The organism is Halothermothrix orenii H 168 (assembly GCF_000020485.1).
Classification (GTDB): Bacteria; Bacillota; Halanaerobiia; order Halanaerobiales; family Halothermotrichaceae; genus Halothermothrix; species Halothermothrix orenii.
Map to the genome: position 1 here is coordinate 1,091,243 of NC_011899.1, position 22,501 is coordinate 1,113,743.

Here is a 22,501-nt window from a genome sequence, read left to right on the forward strand (position 1 = left end):
GGATATTTTGTTTACAGGTATAATTCAGGAAATAGGTAGCCTTGAAGGAAAAGTAAGGGGAACAAATAAATACCAGCTGACTTTCAAGGCCGATAAGGTTCTTGATGGTATATCCCGGGGAGATAGTATTGCAGTAAATGGAGTCTGCCTTACGGTTGTAAAAAGTACACATAATTTTTTTACGGCTGATGTTATGCCGGAGACTCTTGAAAAGACTAACCTTGGGTTATTGAAAAACGGTGATAGAGTTAACCTGGAACAGGCGATGAAAGCTGATGGTTTTTTTGGTGGTCATCTGGTTCAGGGGCATATAGATGGTACCGGAAATATAATTTATATTAAACCCATTGGAAATGCCCGGGTAGTTGGTGTCAAGATAACCCCGGACCTTGAGAAATATATGGTTGATAAGGGGTCTATTGCTTTAAATGGAGTCAGCTTAACTATAGTTGAGGTTGATAAGGGAATAATAGAAGTGTCCCTTATTCCCGAAACCTGGAACGGGACTATTTTTCAGTATATTCAGGTTGGAGATGAGGTTAATATAGAAGTTGATGTAATTGGGAAATATGTGGTAAATACCCTGGAAAAGGTTTTTTTGAATAATGGTACAGGTATCAACAGGGAATTTCTACGACAGAATGGGTTTCTATAAGGGGGGTTTTTAAATGAACACAATTGAAGAAGCAATTGAAGATATTAAACAGGGGAAAATGGTTATAGTAGTTGATGATGAAGACAGGGAAAATGAAGGAGATCTGGTTATGGCTGCCGAAAAAGTAACTCCTGAAAGTATTAATTTTATGATCAGGTTTGCCCGCGGGCTGGTCTGTGTTCCCATGGAAGAGGAAAGACTTAGAGAACTTGATTTACCTATGATGGTTGTTAATAATACCGACCCCCAAGAAACAGGGTTTACTCTTTCAGTAGACCACCGGGATACAACAACTGGAATCTCAGCCAGGGAACGGGCTTTGACTGTTAAAGAACTGGTTAGCGATAATAGTAAACATACAGATTTCAGGCGACCCGGTCATATTTTCCCCCTCCGCGCCAGGCCAGGCGGGGTTTTAAGGAGGGCAGGACATACTGAAGCTGCAGTAGATCTGGCCAGGCTGGCTGGTCTGAAACCAGCCGGTGTTATTTGTGAGATTATAAAAGAAGATGGTACAATGGCCAGGTTACCTGATCTGGAGGAGTTTTCTAAAAAGCATGGACTTAAAATAGTTACAATTGAAGATTTAATAAAATATCGTAAGTCTAAAGAAAAACTTGTCAAAAAAGAGGCTGAAGCCCAACTTCCAACCAGGTTTGGTGATTTTAAAATAAAAGTTTATAAGTCTATCATTGGTAACCAGGAACATATTGCCCTGGTAAAAGGTGAGGTAGCTGGCAAAAAGAATGTTCTGGTAAGAGTACACTCAGAATGTTTAACAGGTGATACCTTTGGCTCTTTAAGATGTGATTGTGGTCAACAGCTGGCCGCAGCTTTGAAAATGATTGATAAAGAAGGCCATGGTGTTTTGCTATACATGAGACAGGAGGGAAGAGGGATTGGTCTTTTAAACAAAATAAAGGCATATGCTTTACAGGATAAGGGGATGGATACTGTTGAAGCCAATCTGGCCCTTGGCTTTCCTCCTGATCTGAGGGATTACGGGATAGGAGCCCAGATTCTGGCAGACCTGGGGTTAACCTCTATACGTCTTCTTACCAATAACCCACGAAAGATTATCGGACTGGAAGGGTATGGTCTTATGGTTGTAGACAGGGTTCCCATTGAAATTGAACCCAATGAAACCAATAAATATTACCTTGAGATAAAAAGGGATAAAATGGGTCATTTATTAAATTTAGAAGAAAGGGGTAAAAATAATGGGTAAGACTTTTGAAGGAAAATTATTAGGTGAAGGAATAAAGGTTGGAATTGTCGTCAGCAGGTTTAATGAATTTATTTCCAGTAAACTTCTTGATGGAGCCCTGGATGGATTAAGCCGCCATGGTGTTATCGATGAGGATATTGATATTGCCTGGGTTCCGGGTTCCTATGAGATACCCCTGGTTGCCAAAAAAATGGCTTTAAGGGGCAATTATGACGGTGTTATCTGCCTCGGGGCTGTTATTAGAGGCGAAACCCCCCACTTTGAGTATGTTTCCTCTGAAGTAGCCAAGGGTGTGGCCAAGGTTGGTCTTGATTGTGGGGTTCCTGTAATATTCGGTGTATTGACAACTGATACTATAGAACAGGCTATAGCCAGAGCGGGAACAAAAGCTGGCAATAAAGGATATGATGCAGCCTTGAGTCTGATTGAAATGGTAAACCTGCTGGAAAATTTTAAATAATAGAGAATTTTAAAATATAGTCATGAAATTTATTCTTCTGACATCATTTTTAAAAATAACTAAGAGAACAATCTAAAAATTATTAGAAGTTTTTAGAGGAATTTCAGGTAGTTAAATAGAATATATTATCTAGTAAAATATTAAAATTTGGGGAGCTTCGGCTGAGAGAGGCTGAGAGGATGCTAGAGCATCGACCCATTGAACCTGACCCGGGTAATTCCGGCGTAGGGAAAATAAGATGAACTGTAGTCTACAGTTTATCTATCTCCTCCAGCCGTAGTGTACCCAGAGAAAGGGAGGAGATTTTTTTATGAGAGAAAACAGAACACGATTAATAGTTGAAGCTGGTATGGCTGTGGCTCTGAGTGCTGTTTTTAATTTGATTCCATTATGGAGGATGCCTCAGGGAGGATCTATTAGTCTGGAAATGTTACCGGTTTTGATTATTGCTTTTAGATGGGGGGGAACTCCGGGTTTAATCACCGGGTTTGTTTATGGCCTGGTTCAACTTGCCATAGATCCCCATATCTACTACCCTCTTCAGGTAATTCTGGATTATCCACTGGCCTATATGCTGGTCGGGATTGCGGGTTATATTCCGGTTAAAAATACAGGAAGTAAAATTCCATTTATAAGAATTATCGGTGCTTCCTTGCTGGGGGGGCTTTTACGGTTATTTTGCCATGTCCTGTCAGGGGTTCTTTTCTTTAGTCAGTATGCCCCTGAAGGGCAAAATGTATGGGTTTATTCAACAGTATACAATGGAACTTATTTAATACCGGCCCTCCTGTTATCAATGGTTTTAATTATCCCTTTATACAGAAAGTTGATTTTATATAATAATGAAAATATATGAGGTAGGATAAAATGGGTGAAAAGAAAGCTGTGATTGCTTTAAACGGCTTCCTGACAGGAAAAAAAGAAGATTATCAAAAATATATCAGGGATATAGACCTTGTAATCGGGGCAGATGGTGGGGCTCTTTTATTAAAAAAAATTAATGTAATTCCTGATTTAGTTATAGGTGATTTTGATTCCCTGACTGAGAGTGAACTCAACTTTTTTAAAAAACAGGGGGTAACTATAAGAAAATACCCTGTTGAGAAGGATGAAACTGATGGTGAATTGGCGTTAAATTATTGTATTGAGAAAGGTTATGGTATAGTATATTTTATTGGAGCTCTGGGAGGCAGGGTAGATCAGCAGCTTGCCAACATATTTTTGCTGGAAATGGCCAATAGATATGGTGTTAAGGCCATTGTTAAAGAACCTGATGAGGAGATAGGCTTAATTAATGACAGATTATTGATAAGAGATAAACAGGGGGCCAGATTCTCAATACTTCCCCTGGACGACAGGGTTTCTGGTGTTAGCCTTAAGGGATTTAAGTATCCCCTTAAAAATGCCATTTTGAATCGATATAAAACCAGGGGAATAAGTAATAAGATTGTTGAAAATAAAGCAACAGTTAAAGTGGAAAAAGGATTGTTGATGTATATTATTTCAGAAGAATAAAACCCCTTCCTTTAAAATATTATTTAAGTAGAGGAAAGGGGAGGGGGTAATGGAACTAAAAAGTTTGAAACTGGGGGATCTGGTTTTAAAGAAAGATTCCAGTTATGGTTTAGTATATCAAATTACCGGGTTTGATGGTAACTTTATTATTCTTAAAGGAATTAAAATACCTATAATTACAATCTGTACTGCAGATGAATTAATTAAAATCAATAGAACAAGAAAGGTATCGAATAATTCAATTAGGTGCATTAAGTAAACAGCAGTTATTAACTGCTGTTTCTTTTTTTCAGGAAAGTTTTATACTACCCATACTCAACTCTAAAAGGGGATATATTTTTCAAATTAGCTTATATAAATTAGCCCAAAGTAAAAATTATACTTTGAAGGAGAACAGGGATAATTTGTTGAAGATATATAGTATAAACTATATTAAAAAATACGTAAAAAACATATGATATAACATATAGTAACCACGTGAACGATTTATATTGTTAAAATATATTTAAAAAGGGTGGTTGGATGAGGACAATTGAGGCTGAAGAGATTACTAAAGTTGTAAAGGAAATGATAAAAGAAGCCAACTATTATCTTCCCGAAGATGTTTTAAGGTTTTTAAAAAATAATAAAGAAAAGGAAGAGTCATCCATTGGCAGGGATATTTTAAAACAGATAGTAAAGAATGCTCAAATAGCCTGTGAAGAAAAAATGCCTATCTGTCAGGATACTGGTCTTACCGTTGTTTTTCTTGAAATAGGAAATGAAGTTCACATTAATGGAGATATTTACAGGGCTGTTAATGAAGGGGTTAGACAGGGGTCACAGGAAGGTTATTTAAGGAAATCAGTTGTAAAAAGTCCCCTTAACAGGGTAAATACTGGAGATAATACACCGGCTGTTATCCATACTGAAATTGTACCCGGGGATCGGTTAAAAATTATTATTGCTCCCAAGGGTGGTGGTAGTGAGAACATGAGCACGGTAAAAATGTTGAAACCTGCTGATGGAATTGAAGGTATAAAAAAGACTGTATTAAAAACTGTTGAAGACGCTGGAGCCAATCCATGTCCTCCAATTATTGTTGGGGTAGGACTCGGAGGGACCTTTGAAAAAGCCGCCCTTCTGGCTAAAAAAGCATTACTCCGTCCTTTAGATGATTCCCACCCTGATAAAGATGTTGCTGCTCTAGAAAATGACCTTTTAAATGAAATTAATAAACTCGGAATCGGTCCCCAGGGACTGGGTGGAGTTACAACAGCTCTTTCTGTGAAAGTTGAAGTGTATCCATGTCATATTGCCTCTTTACCCGTTGGTATAAATATTAACTGCCATGCAGCCCGGCACAGAGAAATTATCCTTTAATATATACTTAAGTGGGGGATGAACATGATAAAAATTAAGACACCTTTATCTATTGATGATATTAAAAAATTAAAATCTGGTGACCGGGTCAGTCTTTCAGGTGTTATTTATACAGCCCGTGATGCAGCCCATGCCAGGTTGGTAAAATTAATTAAGGAAAAAAAGCCACTTCCAGTACCTCTTGAAGGTGAGGTAATATATTATGTTGGTCCTACCCCGGCTAAGCCGGGTAATCCCATTGGCTCTGCTGGACCAACTACCGGTTATAGAATGGATCCATATGCCCCACTGTTAATGGAACAGGGGCTAAAGGGGATGATCGGCAAAGGGGCAAGATCACCTGAAGTAAAGAGGTCAATGGTTAAGAATAAGGCTGTTTATTTTGCAGCGGTAGGTGGGGCAGCAGCTTTAATTTCAAAGTCAATCAAACATGCAGAAGTTATTGCCTATGATGACCTGGGTCCTGAAGCCATTCGCAGGCTTGAGGTTGAAAATTTACCCCTGATTGTTGTTAATGATATTTATGGTAATGACCTTTATGAAATAGGACGGAAAAAATATAAAAAAATATAACAGGAGATGGTCTAAATGGATTTATATCGGGAAGCATTAAATATGCATAAACAGAAAACCGGTAAAATTAAAGTAGAGTGTAAGGTGGATTTAAAAGATCAACATGATTTAAGCCTGGCTTATTCTCCCGGGGTGGCCGAACCCTGTCGTCAGATAGCTAAAAATAAAGAGCTTCAGTATGAATATACTGCTAAAGGGAATCTGGTGGCTGTTGTATCTTCAGGAACAGCAGTACTAGGGTTAGGTGACATAGGGCCTGAGGCAGCCCTGCCGGTGATGGAAGGTAAGGCTGTTCTTTTTAAGAAGTTTGCCGGTATTGATGCTTTTCCCCTGTGTGTGGGAAGCAAAGATGTAGATGATATTGTGAACTTTGTAAAGCTTCTAGAACCTACTTTTGCGGGTATCAATCTGGAAGATATTGCAGCTCCGGAATGTTTTGAGATTGAAAAACGTTTAAAAAGAGAGACAAATATGGCTATATTCCACGATGACCAGCATGGAACTGCTATTGTTACCTTAGCAGGTTTAATTAATGCTTTAAAACTGGTAAATAAAGATATAGCTTCAGTTAAAATTGTAGTTAATGGGGCCGGGGCATCAGCAACAGCTGTTACTAAACTTTTACTTGAAGCCGGTGCCAGGGAAATTATTGTGTGTGATAGACTGGGTGCCCTGTACAGTGGCCGGAGTGAGCATATGAATGATGCTAAAATAGAGCTTGCTGAAATAACCAATCCAGGGAAAGTAAAGGGGCCCCTTTCTAAAGTAATTAATGGGGCAGATGTATTTATAGGACTTTCAGTCGGTAATATCCTTACTGGTGATATGGTTAAACTTATGGACAGGGATCCGGTTATTTTTGCTCTGGCCAATCCTACACCCGAGATAGATCCCGGTCTGGCCAGAGAAGCCGGGGCTGAAATAATTGCTACTGGAAGATCTGATTATGCCAACCAGATAAATAATGTACTGGCATTTCCCGGGGTTCTTAGAGGAGCTTTAGATGTCAGGGCTAGAGATATAAATGATAAAATGAAACTGGCAGCAGCCCATGCTATTGCCAGACTGGCTGAAAAAGAACTCAATAAGGAATACATAATACCGGCTCCCTTTGATTCCAGAGTAGCCCCGGAAGTGGCAGCAGCAGTAGCTAAAGTGGCTATGGAAACCGGAGTAGCCAGAATTAATATTTCCCCGGAGGAGGTTAAAAGACATACTGAAAAGATAACTGAACTGTAATATTTTGTTTAATTTAATTTTCAAATAATAAAATTAGGGATAGTCCCCTGTAAGAAGGAATCGAGACCTGTTTGATGATTTGAAACTGTTATTGACGCTGGTTAAAGATAAGATGTCAATAAAAAAAGAGGAGGCTTATTCATCTTTCCATGTGATAATGAATAACCTCCTCTGAACAATTAATATGCTCTTTCAACCCGCCCTGATTTTAAACACTTTGTGCATACTTTTATTCGCTTTGGTCTGCCGTCTACAATAGCTTTAACTTTAACCAGGTTGGGCTTTTGCCTCCGTCTGGATGTTTTAGTAATGTGTTTCCCAACACCGCCTTCTTTTTTTGCTTTACCACGGCGGGTAATTCTATTGGCTTTAACAGTTCCTTTACCACATATTTCACAAACCCTGGACATTTTTCCACCTCCTAGGTTGTTTCATTACAGTGTCTGGTTAATATAAGTATAAACACCTAGAAATTATTTTAACATAATTAATATTTATTTAGCAAGGGCAAATTAAATATTATAATTAAATATTACAGTAGTTTAAAATATTTATAGTCGTTTTATAGTTTATTTTTTATTACATGTTTACTCATTAAGGTTCAAATAATAAGTAAAGCAGTTGCATTAACTTTTATATTATTGTAGAATAATTATGAGAAAAGAGAGGTGGTATTAATGGAAAAGGAATGGACTAACGAGTTAGGAAAAATTACTATTGCCAGAGAAGTGATTTCAAAAATAGCAGGTCTTGCTGCCATGGAATGTTACGGTTTGGTTGGTATGTCAAGCCGTAATGTGCAGGATGGCCTGGCAGATTTACTGGGCTGGGATAATCTCAGTAAAGGTGTTGCTGTTGACATTGAAGATGATAAAGTAAGTTTGGAATTAAATATTATTGTTGAATATGGAACCAATATACATGAAGTAGCCCATAATATTATGGAGCGGGTAAAGTATACATTAGAGGATAAAATAGGAATAAATGTGGAAAAAATTGATATCAATGTACAGGAAGTGAGAGTTGGCAATGCCGGTTAATGAGATTTCCCACGGTTCATTAAGTAATGTAGACGGAAAAAAATTTAGAGAAATGTTGTACACAGCACTGGCCTGGTTAAAAGAACAGCAATCCTTTATAGATTCCCTCAATGTATTCCCGGTGCCTGATGGTGATACCGGTACCAATATGTATCTAACTTTTCTGGAGGCAATTAAAGAAGTAAAAAAGATAGAGACAAATAATGTTTCTGAAATTACTTCTGCTATGGCCAAAGGAGCCTTAATGGGAGCCCGGGGCAATTCAGGTGTAATTTTATCTCAGCTATTGAGGGGGTTTTCCCAGGCCAATGAGGCCAATAGCAGCTTGACAGCAACCCATCTGGTGAAAGCCCTGAGGAAAGCCTCAGATGTTGCCTATCAGGGTGTTTTAAAACCTGTTGAAGGTACTATTTTGACTGTTTCCAGAAAGGCAGCTGAAGGTGCTGAATTAGCCCTTGAAAATAATCTCGATATTAACGGTATTATGGAAAACACGGTTGCTGCTGCCCGTGATGCTTTAAATAAAACCCCTGAACAGTTGCCGATTCTAAAAGAGGCCGGGGTAGTAGACGCCGGAGGACAGGGTTATTTAATTATCCTAGAAGGACTTCTTAAAGGGTTAAACTCAGAGTATGTCCCCCAGGGAGACCTGGAGGTTGTAAAGCCTTCAAAAAAAGAACAACAAATTGCTGAAGACATAAAATATGCCTATTGTACCCAGGCTTTAATTAACCTTCAAAAAGATACTACAAAATCAATAGAAGAAATAAGGAATGACTTACAACATTACGGTGATTCCCTGATGGTGGTTGGTTCAGATAGAACCGTAAAAATCCATATTCATACCAACCATCCGGGAATTATTTTAGAGTATGGTTTAAAACTGGGCTCCCTCATTGATATTAATATAGATAATATGAAAATCCAGAGTGCCGAGAAAGTTCGCCAGACTGAAGAACAGCAAAGGCAGGAATTCATGCCAGCTAAAAAGAAGGGCATTATTGCTGTTGGTAAGGGTGATGGTATTAAGGAAATATTTAAAGATCTGGGAATAGATGTTGTTATTGACGGTGGCCAGTCTATGAATCCCAGCACCAATGATTTTCTGGAAGCAATTAATAACTTGAATTCTTCAGAGATAATAATCCTACCCAACAACAAAAATATAATTTCAGCCGCAGAACAGGCAGCTTCTTTAAGTGATAAAGATGTGGTTGTGATTCCGACGAAAACCATACCTCAGGCTGTTAGCAGTATGATGGTTTTTAATGATGAGGCTGATTTAGATGAGTTAAAAGAAGCTATGGAAATGGAAACAGAAAATGTTACCACCCTCGAAATTACCAGAGCTGTAAAATCATCAAAAGTAAATGGTCATAATATTTCAACCGGTGATGTAATAGGTCTTGAAAATGGTCAAATAGAAGCAGTTGGTAAGGAATATCAGGACGTGATTGTTGAACTTCTTAAAAAAGTATGTAGTGGTGATGAATTTATTACAATTTTCTATGGAGAGGAAATTAACGAGGATGAAGCCGGTGACCTGGTTGATACCCTGGAAGAAGAATTTAATTTTGAAGATATAGAGCTATACAGAGGAGGGCAACCACTGTATCCGTATATCATATCAGTAGAATAGGGGTGTAATTGTGAAAGTAGGAATACTAACTGACAGCACATGTGACCTCAGTGAAGATATATTAAAACAGCACAATATAGAGATGATCCCGCTTACAATACATTTTGGTGAAGAGATTTTTAAAGAACGTTATGAAATTACCCCTGCTCAATTCTTTGAAAGGCTGGAAAATACTGAAATAATATCAACTACGTCCCAGCCTTCCATTGGGTTGTTTGTGGACAAGTATAAAAAGATGGCTGAAGAGTATGACGCCATTATCTCCATACACCTTTCTTCCAAGTTCAGTGGTACGGTTGAATCAGCCCGGATTGCTTCCCAGCAGGTTGATGGTATTAAAATTGAAGTTATTGATTCTAAATCAATTAGCCTTGGACTCGGTTATCAGGCACTACTGGCAGCCAAACTTATTGAAGCTGGATTCAGTTTTAAAGAAATAGTGGACATGGTTAAAAAAGCCCGGGAGCATGTTGATATTTATTTTACTGTTAATGATTTATCATATCTGGAAAAGGGTGGACGTATAGGCAAAGCCCAGGCATTTATTGGTTCTATCCTTAATGTTTATCCTCTTCTGGCTATACCGGGGACTGATGGAGAAATAATTCCTCTGGAAAAGGTCAGGGGGAGTAAGCGTATTATTAAAAAACTGGTCAGTCGGGCTTTAGATTCTTTAAAAAATGAAAAATACGCCTGGATTGGTCTGGTTCATGGGGCTGACAAGGATTCCTTTAACAAGTTAAATAAAAATTTAACCAATCAAAAATATATTAAAGAAAGAGCTGACTTATATCAGATAGATACTGGATGGATTAGCTCTATTATAGGTTGTCATGCTGGTCCTTCAGTTTACGGGATTGTTTTAATTAAAGGGGATATATTAAATTATGAAGGAGAAAATGCCCAGTAGTGTCCAGTTCGTCAGGGGAGTTGGACCACGGTATGCAGAGGTATTAAAAAAATTAAATATTAATACTGTCAAAGACCTCCTGTACTACTTTCCCAGGACTTACCAGGACCGAAGCCAGTTTACTCCCATTAAATATATAAGACCAGGTTATGAGGTTACAGTACAGGGGGAAATTATCAAAATTGAGGAAAATAAAATCAGGAAGGGGCTTTCAATTTTAAAAGCCACCATTACTGATGGTAGTGATGTTCTTAATGGAGTCTGGTTTAACCAGAATTACATAAAAAAACAGCTAAAAAAGGGCCAGACCTATATTTTTAGTGGTAAACTTAATGAAAAAAGTTTTAGATTTAGAAAAAAAGAAATAAGTAATCCAGTTTTTGAAAAAGTTGATAAAGGAGACAGTATTCATACCGGAAGAATTGTACCTATTTACCCCTTAACTTCAGGTGTCACTCAGAAGAGATTAAGGACTATAATTTATAACGCCCTTAATGATTATGCCCATCATTTGACCGATTATTTACCTGGTTTTATAAGAAAAAAATATAAATTTCCCGACATTTCCAGGAGTATCTGGGGTTTACATTTTCCTGAAAACCGGGAACATTATATATACTCCAGAAGGCGACTTGCCTTTGAGGAGTTGTTTTTTTTACAGCTCCTTGTTTTAAAACGAAAGAAGGGCATTATTGAGAGCAGGGGAATCAACCATAAAGATGAGGGGGAGGTAATAAAAAAATTTTTAAAATTACTTCCCTTCAGGTTAACTGCAGCCCAAAAAAGAGTCTGGAGAGAAATAAAAGCCGATATGGAAAAACCCACCCCTATGCAGAGGTTACTCCAGGGAGATGTCGGTTCCGGTAAGACTATAATAGCAGCCCTGGCCTTAATTGAAACGATGGCCAATGGTTACCAGGGTGTTTTTATGGCTCCAACTGAAATACTGGCTGAACAGCATTACCTTAAACTTAAGGACCTTTTAGAGCCATTAGGATACAGAACCGCCCTTCTGGTTGGAGGTATAACCGGTTCACAGCGTGAGAATATTGAACGGGGTATTGAAGAAAAGAAAATTGATCTTATAGTAGGCACACATACGCTTTTTCAGGAAAGGATTAATTATTTCAGTTTAGGTCTGGTTGTAATTGATGAGCAGCATCGCTTTGGGGTGGAACAACGATTCAAACTTGAGAAGAAAGGGGATAACCCTGATGTTCTTGTAATGACAGCTACCCCTATCCCGAGAACTATGGCTTTAACAATATATGGTGACCTCGACCTTTCTATAATAGATGAGCTGCCTCCCGGAAGGAGTCCTGTAATTACAACCTGGAGAACACAAAATTCCAGGAAACGGATTTATTCCTTTGTTAAAGAAAAGTTAGAAGAGGGTCGGCAGGCTTATGTGGTCTGTCCTGTGATTGAACCCTCTGAAGAGCTTGAAGTAGTTTCAGCGTTGGAAATAAAGGAAAAACTTGAAGATAAATATCTTAAGGGTTATAATGTTGGTCTGCTTCATGGGAAACTTCCCCCGGAAGAAAAAAAGCAGGTTATGGAGGACTTTCGACAGGGGGTAATAGATGTTCTGGTTTCTACTACAGTTGTTGAAGTAGGGGTTGATGTTCCCAATGCTACTATAATGATTATTGAAAACGCCGACCGTTTTGGCTTGGCTCAGCTCCACCAGTTGAGGGGAAGAGTTGGGAGAGGCAAGTATCAATCTTACTGTATACTTATCGGTAACCCTACGACTGAAGAAGGGAAAAGAAGGCTTAAAGTTATGACCAGCCTTAATGATGGCTTTGAGATTGCAGATGAAGATTTAAAAATCAGGGGTCCAGGTGAGTTTTTTGGGACCAGACAACATGGTATACCTGATTTAAAAGTAGCCAGTCTTATTAAAGATAAAAAACTTTTACAACTGGCCCGGCAAGAGGCTTTTAATATTATTTACTCTACCCGGGACTGGCAGGATAAATATAGAAACCTTAAAGAGAGGATAGATGAACTTGATTTAAAGATTTAAACCTGAAAGATAATAATATGATAAAAAATTAGGAGTTGGCGCTGTGCCAACTCCTAATTTGGGAGAGGAGAAATTGGAGGAAGAGTTTTAATGGGGAGGACTTCTGGTATACAACTCGTCTTTCCCCACCTCCCTACCGGAACTAATATTATTATGACTCCAAAACACCTTAAATATACATCTAATAATAATTTATTTACAAGGAAAAAATAGGTATTCAGGAAGGGTAATTACCAAGGAGGAATATTAGTGAGAATTATTTCAGGGATTGCCAGGGGAAGAAGATTAAAAAGCATCAGGGGTTCGGGAACCCGACCCACTACTGATAGGGTGAAGGAGGCTTTATTCAATATCCTGGGACAGTCGGTTATTGAAACAGATGTCCTTGATCTCTTTGCCGGGTTTGGTAGTCTGGGCCTGGAGGCCTTAAGCCGTGGCGCTAATTCTGCTGTTTTTGTAGAAAAAAATTATCGTAATGTTAATGTTATAAATGATAATATAAAGCTTTGTGGTTTTGAAGAGCTGGCTGATGTAGTTAAAAAAGATGTATTTACTTATCTTCGGGAAACCGGTTCTGATTTTGATGTAATATTTATGGACCCTCCTTACCATAAGAAACTGGCAAATAAAGCGGTTGGTTTGATTGTTGCAGGTCGGATAATAAGAGAGCAGGGGTTAATTGTTATAGAACACCATCCCGGAGAAGAAATAATTACACCGGAAGAACTGGACTTAATAACAAACAGGGAATATGGTAAAAGTGGAATAACAATTCTAAAAAAGTAGGTGGTATATATGTTAAACAGGGTTGTTTATCCAGGTAGTTTTGATCCAGTAACATATGGACATTTAGATATTATAAAAAGGGCAGCCCAGATATTTGATGAGGTTATTGTCGCTGTTTTTAGAAATCCCCGGAAAAATCCTTTATTTTCAATGGATGAGAGAGTAAAGTTATTAAAGGAAGTTACTAAAGAAATAGACAGGGTTCAGGTCGATTGTTTTAATGGTTTGTTGGTTGAATATGCCAGGTCAAAAAAAGCCAGGGCTGTAATCAGAGGGTTAAGGGCTGTTTCCGATTTTGAAGGAGAGTTTCAGATGGCTTCGATGAATAAACAACTGGATAGTGACATTGAAACAGTCTTTTTTATGACAGATACAAAATATGCTTTTTTAAGTTCGAGTGTTGTCAAAGAAGTGGCCCAGTTTAATGGAAATGTTAAAGGAATGGTTCCTGACGTTGTTGCTAAAGCCCTGGTAGAAAAATATAATTATTCACGGTAGTGGAAGAATATGACCTCTATACGCTGTAGTAAATACAAAATCATTGATAACATAAAACTTATCATTAAAATTAAAACTATAAAACCAAAGCTAATAATAACACCATTTTGTGGCACAAGGTTGTTAACTACAGTTAACATGGTTGGTTCTGTTTCTGTAATAAAGGGTTTAAAGAGGAATATAGTAACAGCACCGGCGATAACACTCTGTAAAATTCTCGCCAAAAAATATGGTTTTAGATTAATATCAGTACCATGGACCATAGTTGCTACCTGCGCGTGGACTGATAGGCCACTCCAGGCAATTATGGCATTTACTACAATCATTTTGTGTAACATGGGACTTTGTGTCAGACTGGCCAGATTACTTCCATTGGTTATCTCAAAAAAGCCACTTATCATCGGTAAGACCATTTCTGAAGATAGACCCAGGGGATGGAGAATAAAGGATATAATGTTTGATAAGACTGTTATTAAGCCGGTTACAATTATAATCTCTGTTATAACTGAAAAAAGGATTATAAATCCACCGATTAAAAGGAGGGTGTTTACTGATTCCTTTACGGCATCACCAACCAGCTCTCCCAGGGGTCTTCCGTCATTTTTACGGGCTTCAATTAGTTCTTCAAGGGCATAAATAAATATGTTTTTCTTTCGTTTTTTTTCTGTTTTATTTTTTCTTTGTTCTCTTCCCCGATAAAATCTCATTATAAAACCAATAATCAGACTGGATATATAATGGGCTCCGGCAATAATTATTCCCAGGTCTGCCCGGTGAAACATACCTACTGCTACAGCTCCAATCATAAATAGAGGGTCAGCGGTGTTGGTAAAGGAAACTAACCTTTCTGCTTCAGTTTTGGTGCATAATTTTTTACGTCTTAAGGCTGCAGTTATTTTAGCACCGATGGGGTAACCGGAAGCCAGCCCCATTGCCATGGCAAAGGCCCCTACCCCTGGTACTTTAAATAATGGTCTCATAAGTGGTTCCATCAGTGCTCCCATAAAGTGGACCACACCCAGTCCCATTAATATTTCGGCAATTATAAAAAAGGGTAACAGGGAAGGAAATACGACTTCCCACCAGACTTCTAACCCTTCCAAAGCTGCATTAAAGGCATTTTCTGAAAAAATAATAATTAGGATAGTAGTTATAACTGCAATTATAGCTGTTATAACTATTTTTTTATCATGGTTATAAGAATGCATTTTTAGACCTCCTTTGATACTGCTATAATTAATTTTTATTTTAAAAAATAACATAATATAACTATTTATTTCCAGGAAAGATACAATAAACCAATACAAACAATGCCTGCCGGCATGACTTTTAAAGCCTTTTTTAATAGATTTTTGAGGACTTCGGTGAGTGTTCCCCGGGCAGAAAGTTTGACTTTAAAGCCTTAACTTTAATAAACTATAAATTACTGGTATAATATATCTATATTATATTTAAAAATATATCTAACAGGGGTGAAAATATGATAGAAGCCGTAATTTTTGATATGGATGGAGTTATAATAAACAGTGAACCTATTCATTATAAAGTAAATCAAATAATATATGAAAAACTGGGGATAAAAGTGCCACGAAGTGAATATAACACCTTCATTGGGAAATCAAATACTGACATCTGGTCTTTTTTAAAAAGGAAATATAATTTAAAAGAATCTGTCTCCAGTCTTATTGAAAAGCAGATAAGTGGGAATATTAAGTATTTAAAAAGCCATGAAGTTAATCCCATTCCAGGAGTCAAACCGCTGCTGGATGAATTGAGTGAAAAACAGATTACAACAGGTCTGGCTTCTTCTTCACCGGAGATTTATATTGAAACAGTTCTGGAAGAATTAGGTTTAAAATCATATTTTAAAGTAACTGTAAGTGGAGAGACTGTTGCCCGGGGAAAACCGGAGCCTGATATATTTGAAAAAGCCGCCCGGATTCTTGGAGTAGAACCACCCCACTGTGTTGTAATTGAAGATTCAAAAAATGGTGTTAATGCTGCTAAAGCAGCCGGTATGATCTGTATTGGTTATAGAAATGAAGAATCAGGGGACCAGGATCTGTCGGCGGCAGATGTGGTAGTCGATAGTCTTGAAAAAGTCAATTATCAATTTATTAAAGACCTTATATAAAAAACCTAAAAAATATACCTTTTTCTTAAATCTTAAATTTAGCTCCCTGGATTAAATAGTGGTTATTTTTGCAATCTGGCAAACCTTGCTGTATAATAGTTTAAGAGATTATTTTATGTATTTTTCAGGTAAAAAATTGCGGGTTTTTCTTAAGTATAAAATTAGATATAACTTTTTTTGGTAATATTATGTCTGTTTATTAATATATTAAATAGGGAGGAATCCTGTTGGTAAATGGCCTTAAAATAGGTATTGCCCTGGGAGCTGGAGCAGCCCGTGGTCTGGCCCATATCGGGGTTTTAGAGGTTCTCGAAGAAGAAGATATTGAGGTAGATATGGTGGCGGGCTCAAGTATAGGGAGTCTAATCGGGGGTATTTATGCCTGTGGGGTTCCCCTTAGATATATAAAGGGTTTGGCCAGTGAGATAAACTGGGATCATATTACCGATATAACCTTTCCCCGGAAGGGATTGATTAAAGGGGATAAGTTGTTATCGTTTTTGGAGATAATTACCAGTAACAAAGATATATCTGAACTAGAAATCCCCTTTGCGGCAGTAGCCTGTGATATAGAGAAGGGGGAATTAATTGTAATAAAGGATGGTCCTTTGGCCAAGGCAATTAGAGCCAGCACCTCGATTCCAGGGATATATGTTCCCTATTTTTATAAAAATAGGCTCCTGGTCGATGGGGCTGTTCTTGATAGGGTTCCGGTTTCAATTGTTAAGGAGATGGGGGCTGATGTTGTAATAGCAGTGGATGTTGGTGTAAAAAATATAAATAAGAAAGTCAATAATATGTTTGATGTGTTATTTAATACCTTTGATATCATGCAACATGAAATGGATAAATATCGTAAGATAGAATCTGATATTCTAATAAGGCCAGACTTAGGTTATTATTCTTCATTTGACCTTGACAGGGCTGAACACTGTATCCAGCTAGGTTACAGGGCTGCCAGAGATTCTTTGCCTGAAATTATGAAAATTATTGAGGAGAGGGTTGAATGACTGAGAATAAGGGTTTAATTAAAAGTAATGCTGTTAAATTATTTATAGCAATAATTATACTTTTTATTATTGTTAATTTAGTTCCGACAAAATATTATGTGATGTCACCCGGGATTGCCCAGGAATTATCTCCGATTATTACAGTAAAGGGTGGACATAAAGGTGTTACCAGTGGTGATTTTATGTTGACTGCTGTTGCCTCTCACAGGGCCACCTTATTTGATATAATATATATATCCTTAAAAAAACCAAGGGGAATAGAGATTGAGTCGGTAGAGGAACAGCTACCACCGGGAATGGATATGGATGGATATCTGGAAATAATGGCCAACTTAATGGAAGAAAGTAAATTACACGCCCAGGCAGTGGCTTTTAAAAAACTGGGTTATAGAGTTAAGGTTGAGGGCAAAGGGGCTGAAATTGTAGAGGTTTTACCTGAAGGCTCGGCCGGTAATGTATTGAAAAAAGGAGATATTATAGTCGGAATAGATGGAAAAGAGGTTAGCTTTGCTACGGATGCTGTTAAACTGATTAGAAAACATAATATAGGTGAGGAAGTCAAATTGAAGGTCCTCAGAGGAAAAGAGGTTATGCATTTCAGGGTTAAGACAGTAGAACTCAAAAATAGTCCTGGAAAGGCCTCAATCGGAGTTTTAATAACAACAAGGGATTTATCCTATTATTTTCCTAAAAAGGTAATCTTTAATACGAAAAATATTGTTGGTCCTTCAGCTGGAGCCATGTTTACCCTGGAAATTTATAACCAGTTGATACCTGAAGATATCACAAAGGGGAGACGAATTGCTGGTACGGGAACCATTTCCCTTGATGGTCATATTGGAAAAATAGATGGTGTAACCCAGAAGGTAATGGCAGCTGAAAGAGCAGGAGCCGATTTATTCCTGTCACCGGCTAAAAATTACAGTGAAGCGAAAAAGGCTGCCAGGCGTATCAAGGTAGTGAAAGTTAATAATATTGATGAGGCTATACGTTATTTAAAAAACAATTAAATTATTTAAAAAACAATTAAAGAATTGTTAATATTATTTTTTCCAGCAAGAAACCCGGGGCTTCTATTGAAGTCTTATTCTTCCCGTTTATTTAGTCTTGGTTTCAATACCCTAAATATTTTTTATAACCGGTATTAAAAAATCCTTTCTTCCTCTTCTTTTAGACGGATCAGGGTATAAAAGGGAATACATATCTGACGATAAGACATCATAACTCAGGGATTTTTCTAAAAGATTAAGGCTGTTCCTGTTTACCTGCTTTAAATGAGGCTTGAGATGGGTAATCAGGGGTAGCCTTGAATTTTGTTTTATTTTAGATAAAAGTTTTTCTCCCTTTTTATTAAACCCCAGTACCCTGAAATATCGGGGACCTTTTTTATCCAGTATTCTAAAATCTTTTTCTCTTATATTAAACAAAATATGTAAAAGGGTTCGTTGGATCCTGGTCCAGGTAAGGTTTTTATTTTTAATATTTTCTATTAACCCGGTCAGGGTTCCTGAGTTATGGGCAGCTTCAAGAAACCGGTATTCTAAACCGTTTTTTACACCTTCATATTGTCTTATTTTTTCAGGGGTTAATTTCCTTAATTCAGCCAAAATAGCATGTTGTAGTAATTGTTTCTGAACCGGTCCTTTTCCATTTTCGAATTCTTCTTTTAATATTTTATATGTAACCGGGGTAATGGCCTGTTTTACAGAGTTGAGGCCTTGTTCATAAATCCCTTTTCTGATAGCAGTGGCACTTGTTATTTTTGTTTCAAGGGAATGGGAATGATATCCTTTGCCTTTTCTCCTGATGGCTACAGGTTTAATAGTTGAGTTGATTCTAAATAAAGCCTTTATATACTCAATCCCCAGGATATTATTTGGTTGTTTAATTACATCGGCAATTTCATTAACAGAATATGGAATATTATCTGTTTGTTGAACATATTTTAACAGGGCTTTTTCCCGGGCCCGGGGAAAAGATAAGCCCTGTGAGATATATTTTTTTAAATATTGTTTGAAGTTATGTGGTTCCTCATAGAGGATCCGGGCTACAACTTTTAATATATCTGTATTCCCGCTTTCACTACCAAAAACAAGATAATCAACTGTTTTTGTCTCTTCTAACAGGGTTACCGCTCCATAGGCAAAGTACTCAGCACTCCTTATACCGTAAATCAGGGGTAGTTCAATGATAAGGTCAACACCGTTTTTAAGGGCCATCCGGGTCCGGGCCCATTTATCTATTAGAGCCGGTTCCCCCCTCTGGACGAAATTACCGTTCATAATACAGATAACAGCGTTAGAGTCTGTTATTGTACGGGCCTGATTTAAATGGTAGAGATGACCGTTATGGAACGGGTTATATTCGGTTATAATACCTAATACAGGCATATAGTCACAACTCCTTTTTACCAGGTATTTTTCTAAAAAATAAGACAAGTATAACTTTTAACTGCATTAAAGGATAATAGTATTAATTGTAGTATATATATAAGTGTGGTTAAAAGTATTTCTAAAATCTTATTATAACAATTTCTTATTTTTTTAGCAAAACTTAATAAACTTTAAGGGGGATTTTTTTATGGGTATTCTGAAGAGATTTAAAGAAAAGGCAAAACAGGATACAAAGACAATTGTTTTGCCTGAAGGAAAAGAACCCAGAATTTTAAAGGCAGCGGAAAAAATTACGGAAGAGGGTTTGGCAGAATTAATTGTATTGGGAAATGAAGATGAGGTTAATGAGATTGTCCAACAAGAAGGGGTTAATCTCAGAGGGGTCAATATAATTGATTCTGCTAAATCTAAATTAGTTAATGAGTTCACAGATGTGTTTTATGAATTGCGTAAACATAAAGGTATTTCCCGTGAGGATGCTGCGAAAACAGTCAAGGATCCTCTATATTTTGGTACTCTTCTGGTACATACGGGACACGCTGATGGTATGGTGGCTGGTTCAATTAATGCAACAGGAGATGTATTACGTCCGGCTTTTCAGATTATAAAGACCAAGCCTGGTATTTCTATTGTGTCCGGGGCCTTTGTCATGGAAGTTCCAGAGTGTGAGTACGGGAATGACGGGATTTTCCTTTTTGCAGATTGTGCCGTAAACCCATCTCCTGATTCTAATCAGCTTGCTGAAATTGCCCTTTCTTCTGCAAGAACTGCCAGGACCCTTCTGGGACTGGACCCCCGGGTTGCTATGTTATCCTTTTCGACAAAAGGAAGTGCCCGTCATGAACTAGTTGATAAAGTAAGAAGGGCTACGGAAATAGCCAGAGAAAAAGCTCCTGACCTTATTCTCGATGGTGAGTTGCAGGCAGATGCAGCCCTCGTTCCCTCAGTAGCCAAAACAAAGGCGCCTGAAAGTAATGTGGCTGGACAGGCAAATGTTCTTGTTTTCCCTGATTTACAGGCAGGAAATATTGGTTACAAACTGGTACAGCGCCTGGCTGGAGCAGAAGCTATTGGTCCAATTTTACAGGGGATTGCCAAACCGGTAAATGATCTTTCCCGTGGTTGTTCTGTTGAGGATATTGTGAATCTGGTAGCTATTACATCGGTCCAGGCCCAGGATAATTAAGTTTGAGGTTATGTTTATTTATGTCGTGATAACGGTATTACCGTAAAATATATCCTTAATAAAAAAAGGAGGATTAATTATGAAAATACTTGTTCTAAATAGTGGTAGCTCTTCATTAAAATATCAGTTATTTGATATGGAAAAGGAAACGGTTATGGCAAAAGGGGTAGTTCAAAGAATTGGAATTGATAATTCATTTTTAGAACATGAAAACTATAGAGGTGAGGAAACAACAATTGAAACCGATATACCCGATCATAACCGGGGAATTCAATTGGTTATAGATACCCTTCAGGATGAAAAATACGGTGTCCTCAATAACATGGAGGAGATTGATGCTGTTGGCCACCGGGTTGTCCATGGTGGAGAAAAATTTGCTGAATCTACTTTAATTACTGATGAAGTAATTAAGCAGATAGAAGAAGTTTCAGAACTTGCCCCCCTTCATAATCCACATAATCTGACAGGTATCCGGGTATGTAGCAAATTAATGCCTGGAATTCCTCAGGTAGCTGTTTTTGACACAGCATTTCATCAAACAATGCCCAGGAAAGCTTATGTTTATGCCCTTCCCTATGAATATTATGAAAAATATGGGATTAGAAGGTATGGTTTTCACGGAACTTCACACAAATATGTTGCTGAAAGGGCTGCCCGTTTAATGGACAAGCCCCTTGAAGAACTTAAGATTATAACATGTCATCTGGGGAATGGAGCCAGTGTGGCTGCAATAGACGCGGGTAAATCTGTTGATACCAGTATGGGATTAACACCGTTAGAAGGTCTAGTAATGGGGACAAGGTGTGGAGATATAGATCCGGCCATAATCCCTTTTATTATGGATAAAGAAAACCTCGATATTAAGGAAGTGGACAATGTCCTGAATAAAAAGAGTGGTCTTTATGGGGTTTCCGGTATCAGTAATGATTCCAGGGATGTAGAAGAGGCTTCTAAAGACGGTAATGAAAGAGCTACAATTGCCCTTGAAATCTTTAAATACAGGGTTAAAAAATATATCGGGGCCTATACTGCAGTCATGGGGGGAGTAGATGCAGTTGTATTTACTGCTGGAATAGGCGAAAATGCCATTGAAATGAGAGAATCCATTGTTGAAGAACTGGGCTTTTTGGGTGTCAAACTAGATCGTGACGCCAATAACAACCGGGGTAAAGAAATTGAAATATCTACAAAAGATTCAAGGACAAAAATCTTTGTTATTCCTACAAATGAGGAATTGGTTATTGCCCGCGATACTGCCCGTATAGTGGAATCTTGATTTTTACTTGACAAATTAAGGGCAGGTAGTTATAATTAACTTTGGTTTATTACGTGATCCGTCAAAGAGGTGAAACTATGGAAATTGACCTGTCCCGGTTAGAAGAGACTGGCAGCCATGGAAAAATATCTCGCCAGGTTGATTTTCCAGATATTTCTTTCAGGCATGAGAAACTTGAAACTCCATCGCCTTTCAAGCTGGAACTTGATATTTATTCTACTAAAGATTCCTTTGTGTTCAGTGGTATATTGGAAGGGGAGATCTTGCTGACCTGTAGCCGGTGTCTGGAAAAGTTTTTACACGGGATAAAGCTTAAAATTGATGAAGAATTAATGAAGAATGAAATCGATGATTTAAGCAGAGTTGATCTTACATCTAACCTGGTTGAAGATATACTGCTTTCTTTGCCTATTAAGCCTGTCTGTTCAGAAGACTGTAAGGGTTTATGTTCCGTATGTGGTCATAACTTAAATGAAGGGGATTGTGGTTGTAACCGGGAAAGCATAGACCCTAGACTGGCTAAATTAAAAGAGTTTTATGATAAACAATAAGTTTTATTATTTAATCA

Annotated in this window: 24 protein-coding genes and 1 riboswitch; of the genes, 21 read left to right on the forward strand and 3 right to left on the reverse strand. The window is 37.7% G+C overall.

Annotated elements, in window-relative coordinates:
- The first annotated feature begins 7 nt into the window (after positions 1–7).
- The 9 genes from ribE to HORE_RS05295 all read left to right on the forward strand — a co-directional run bounded on the left by ribE (position 8) and on the right by HORE_RS05295 (position 7,032).
- On the forward strand, positions 8–655 hold the full coding sequence (gene ribE, locus HORE_RS05255; protein WP_012635941.1) for a riboflavin synthase: 648 nt from the start codon (positions 8–10) through the stop codon (positions 653–655).
- Between the two features lie 13 nt (positions 656–668).
- Complete coding sequence (locus tag HORE_RS05260; RefSeq protein ID WP_012635942.1) at positions 669–1,883, forward strand: bifunctional 3,4-dihydroxy-2-butanone-4-phosphate synthase/GTP cyclohydrolase II; 1,215 nt, start codon at positions 669–671, stop codon at positions 1,881–1,883.
- On the forward strand, positions 1,876–2,343 hold the full coding sequence (ribH, locus tag HORE_RS05265; protein WP_012635943.1) for a 6,7-dimethyl-8-ribityllumazine synthase: 468 nt from the start codon (positions 1,876–1,878) through the stop codon (positions 2,341–2,343). Before HORE_RS05260 ends, ribH begins: the two co-directional genes overlap by 8 nt.
- Positions 2,344–2,481: 138 nt before the next feature.
- A riboswitch (TPP riboswitch) is annotated at positions 2,482–2,591 on the forward strand.
- Between the two features lie 62 nt (positions 2,592–2,653).
- Positions 2,654–3,199: an energy-coupled thiamine transporter ThiT gene (gene thiT, locus HORE_RS05270; RefSeq protein WP_012635944.1), complete on the forward strand. Its 546-nt coding sequence runs from the start codon at positions 2,654–2,656 to the stop codon at positions 3,197–3,199.
- 11 nt (positions 3,200–3,210) lie between these two features.
- Positions 3,211–3,858 carry a thiamine diphosphokinase gene (locus HORE_RS05275; RefSeq protein ID WP_012635945.1) on the forward strand — a complete coding sequence of 216 codons (648 nt, stop codon included), beginning with the start codon at positions 3,211–3,213 and terminating at the stop codon, positions 3,856–3,858.
- 49 nt (positions 3,859–3,907) lie between these two features.
- Positions 3,908–4,117 carry a hypothetical protein gene (locus HORE_RS05280; protein ID WP_041605899.1) on the forward strand — a complete coding sequence of 70 codons (210 nt, stop codon included), beginning with the start codon at positions 3,908–3,910 and terminating at the stop codon, positions 4,115–4,117.
- Between the two features lie 263 nt (positions 4,118–4,380).
- A complete protein-coding gene (locus tag HORE_RS05285) occupies positions 4,381–5,220 on the forward strand; it encodes a fumarate hydratase (RefSeq protein WP_012635946.1) in 840 nt (279 codons plus the stop codon).
- Between the two features lie 24 nt (positions 5,221–5,244).
- On the forward strand, positions 5,245–5,793 hold the full coding sequence (locus tag HORE_RS05290; RefSeq protein WP_012635947.1) for a Fe-S-containing hydro-lyase: 549 nt from the start codon (positions 5,245–5,247) through the stop codon (positions 5,791–5,793).
- A 15-nt stretch (positions 5,794–5,808) separates the two neighbouring features.
- Positions 5,809–7,032, forward strand: coding sequence for an NAD(P)-dependent malic enzyme (locus HORE_RS05295; RefSeq protein WP_012635948.1), 1,224 nt, complete (start codon positions 5,809–5,811; stop codon positions 7,030–7,032).
- A 179-nt stretch (positions 7,033–7,211) separates the two neighbouring features.
- Here the strand turns inward: HORE_RS05295 and rpmB are convergent, their stop codons facing one another.
- On the reverse strand, positions 7,212–7,442 hold the full coding sequence (gene rpmB / locus HORE_RS05300; protein ID WP_012635949.1) for a 50S ribosomal protein L28: 231 nt from the start codon (positions 7,440–7,442) through the stop codon (positions 7,212–7,214).
- A 267-nt stretch (positions 7,443–7,709) separates the two neighbouring features.
- Between rpmB and HORE_RS05305 the strand changes: the two genes are divergently transcribed.
- The 6 genes from HORE_RS05305 to coaD all read left to right on the forward strand — a co-directional run bounded on the left by HORE_RS05305 (position 7,710) and on the right by coaD (position 13,934).
- Positions 7,710–8,072 carry an Asp23/Gls24 family envelope stress response protein gene (locus tag HORE_RS05305; protein ID WP_012635950.1) on the forward strand — a complete coding sequence of 121 codons (363 nt, stop codon included), beginning with the start codon at positions 7,710–7,712 and terminating at the stop codon, positions 8,070–8,072.
- Positions 8,062–9,711, forward strand: a complete 1,650-nt coding sequence (locus HORE_RS05310; protein WP_012635951.1) for a DAK2 domain-containing protein — start codon at positions 8,062–8,064, stop codon at positions 9,709–9,711. The genes HORE_RS05305 and HORE_RS05310 overlap by 11 nt, the downstream gene beginning before the upstream one ends.
- A gap of 10 nt (positions 9,712–9,721) precedes the next feature.
- On the forward strand, positions 9,722–10,621 hold the full coding sequence (locus tag HORE_RS05315; RefSeq protein WP_012635952.1) for a DegV family protein: 900 nt from the start codon (positions 9,722–9,724) through the stop codon (positions 10,619–10,621).
- Positions 10,599–12,650, forward strand: coding sequence for an ATP-dependent DNA helicase RecG (recG, locus tag HORE_RS05320; protein WP_012635953.1), 2,052 nt, complete (start codon positions 10,599–10,601; stop codon positions 12,648–12,650). The genes HORE_RS05315 and recG overlap by 23 nt, the downstream gene beginning before the upstream one ends.
- A 249-nt stretch (positions 12,651–12,899) precedes the next feature.
- Positions 12,900–13,436, forward strand: coding sequence for a 16S rRNA (guanine(966)-N(2))-methyltransferase RsmD (rsmD, locus tag HORE_RS05325; RefSeq protein ID WP_012635954.1), 537 nt, complete (start codon positions 12,900–12,902; stop codon positions 13,434–13,436).
- Positions 13,437–13,445: 9 nt separating this feature from the next.
- On the forward strand, positions 13,446–13,934 hold the full coding sequence (coaD, locus tag HORE_RS05330) for a pantetheine-phosphate adenylyltransferase (RefSeq protein ID WP_012635955.1): 489 nt from the start codon (positions 13,446–13,448) through the stop codon (positions 13,932–13,934).
- Here coaD and ylbJ read toward each other — a convergent pair.
- Positions 13,922–15,142 carry a sporulation integral membrane protein YlbJ gene (ylbJ, locus tag HORE_RS05335; protein WP_012635956.1) on the reverse strand — a complete coding sequence of 407 codons (1,221 nt, stop codon included), beginning with the start codon at positions 15,140–15,142 and terminating at the stop codon, positions 13,922–13,924. The genes coaD and ylbJ overlap by 13 nt on opposite strands.
- Before the next feature lie 272 nt (positions 15,143–15,414).
- On the opposite strand from ylbJ, the gene HORE_RS05340 reads away from it, so the two are divergent.
- The 3 genes from HORE_RS05340 (at position 15,415) to HORE_RS05350 (ending at position 18,088) form a co-directional block, all read left to right on the forward strand.
- The gene (locus HORE_RS05340) at positions 15,415–16,068 is read left to right on the forward strand and encodes an HAD family hydrolase (protein WP_012635957.1); all 654 of its coding nucleotides are present in this window, start codon (positions 15,415–15,417) and stop codon (positions 16,066–16,068) included.
- Between the two features lie 227 nt (positions 16,069–16,295).
- On the forward strand, positions 16,296–17,078 hold the full coding sequence (locus HORE_RS05345) for a patatin-like phospholipase family protein (protein WP_012635958.1): 783 nt from the start codon (positions 16,296–16,298) through the stop codon (positions 17,076–17,078).
- Positions 17,075–18,088 carry a YlbL family protein gene (locus HORE_RS05350; protein ID WP_012635959.1) on the forward strand — a complete coding sequence of 338 codons (1,014 nt, stop codon included), beginning with the start codon at positions 17,075–17,077 and terminating at the stop codon, positions 18,086–18,088. The genes HORE_RS05345 and HORE_RS05350 overlap by 4 nt, the downstream gene beginning before the upstream one ends.
- Before the next feature lie 111 nt (positions 18,089–18,199).
- On the opposite strand, the gene HORE_RS05355 is transcribed toward HORE_RS05350, so the two are convergent.
- Entirely contained in the window at positions 18,200–19,468 is a 1,269-nt protein-coding gene (locus tag HORE_RS05355) for a nucleotidyltransferase (protein ID WP_012635960.1), read from the reverse strand.
- A 190-nt stretch (positions 19,469–19,658) separates the two neighbouring features.
- Between HORE_RS05355 and pta the strand changes: the two genes are divergently transcribed.
- The 3 genes from pta to HORE_RS05370 all read left to right on the forward strand — a co-directional run bounded on the left by pta (position 19,659) and on the right by HORE_RS05370 (position 22,484).
- Positions 19,659–20,657: a phosphate acetyltransferase gene (pta, locus tag HORE_RS05360; protein ID WP_012635961.1), complete on the forward strand. Its 999-nt coding sequence runs from the start codon at positions 19,659–19,661 to the stop codon at positions 20,655–20,657.
- Between the two features lie 79 nt (positions 20,658–20,736).
- A complete protein-coding gene (locus HORE_RS05365) occupies positions 20,737–21,933 on the forward strand; it encodes an acetate/propionate family kinase (protein WP_012635962.1) in 1,197 nt (398 codons plus the stop codon).
- A gap of 77 nt (positions 21,934–22,010) precedes the next feature.
- Positions 22,011–22,484 carry a YceD family protein gene (locus HORE_RS05370; RefSeq protein ID WP_012635963.1) on the forward strand — a complete coding sequence of 158 codons (474 nt, stop codon included), beginning with the start codon at positions 22,011–22,013 and terminating at the stop codon, positions 22,482–22,484.
- The last annotated feature ends 17 nt before the right edge of the window (positions 22,485–22,501 follow it).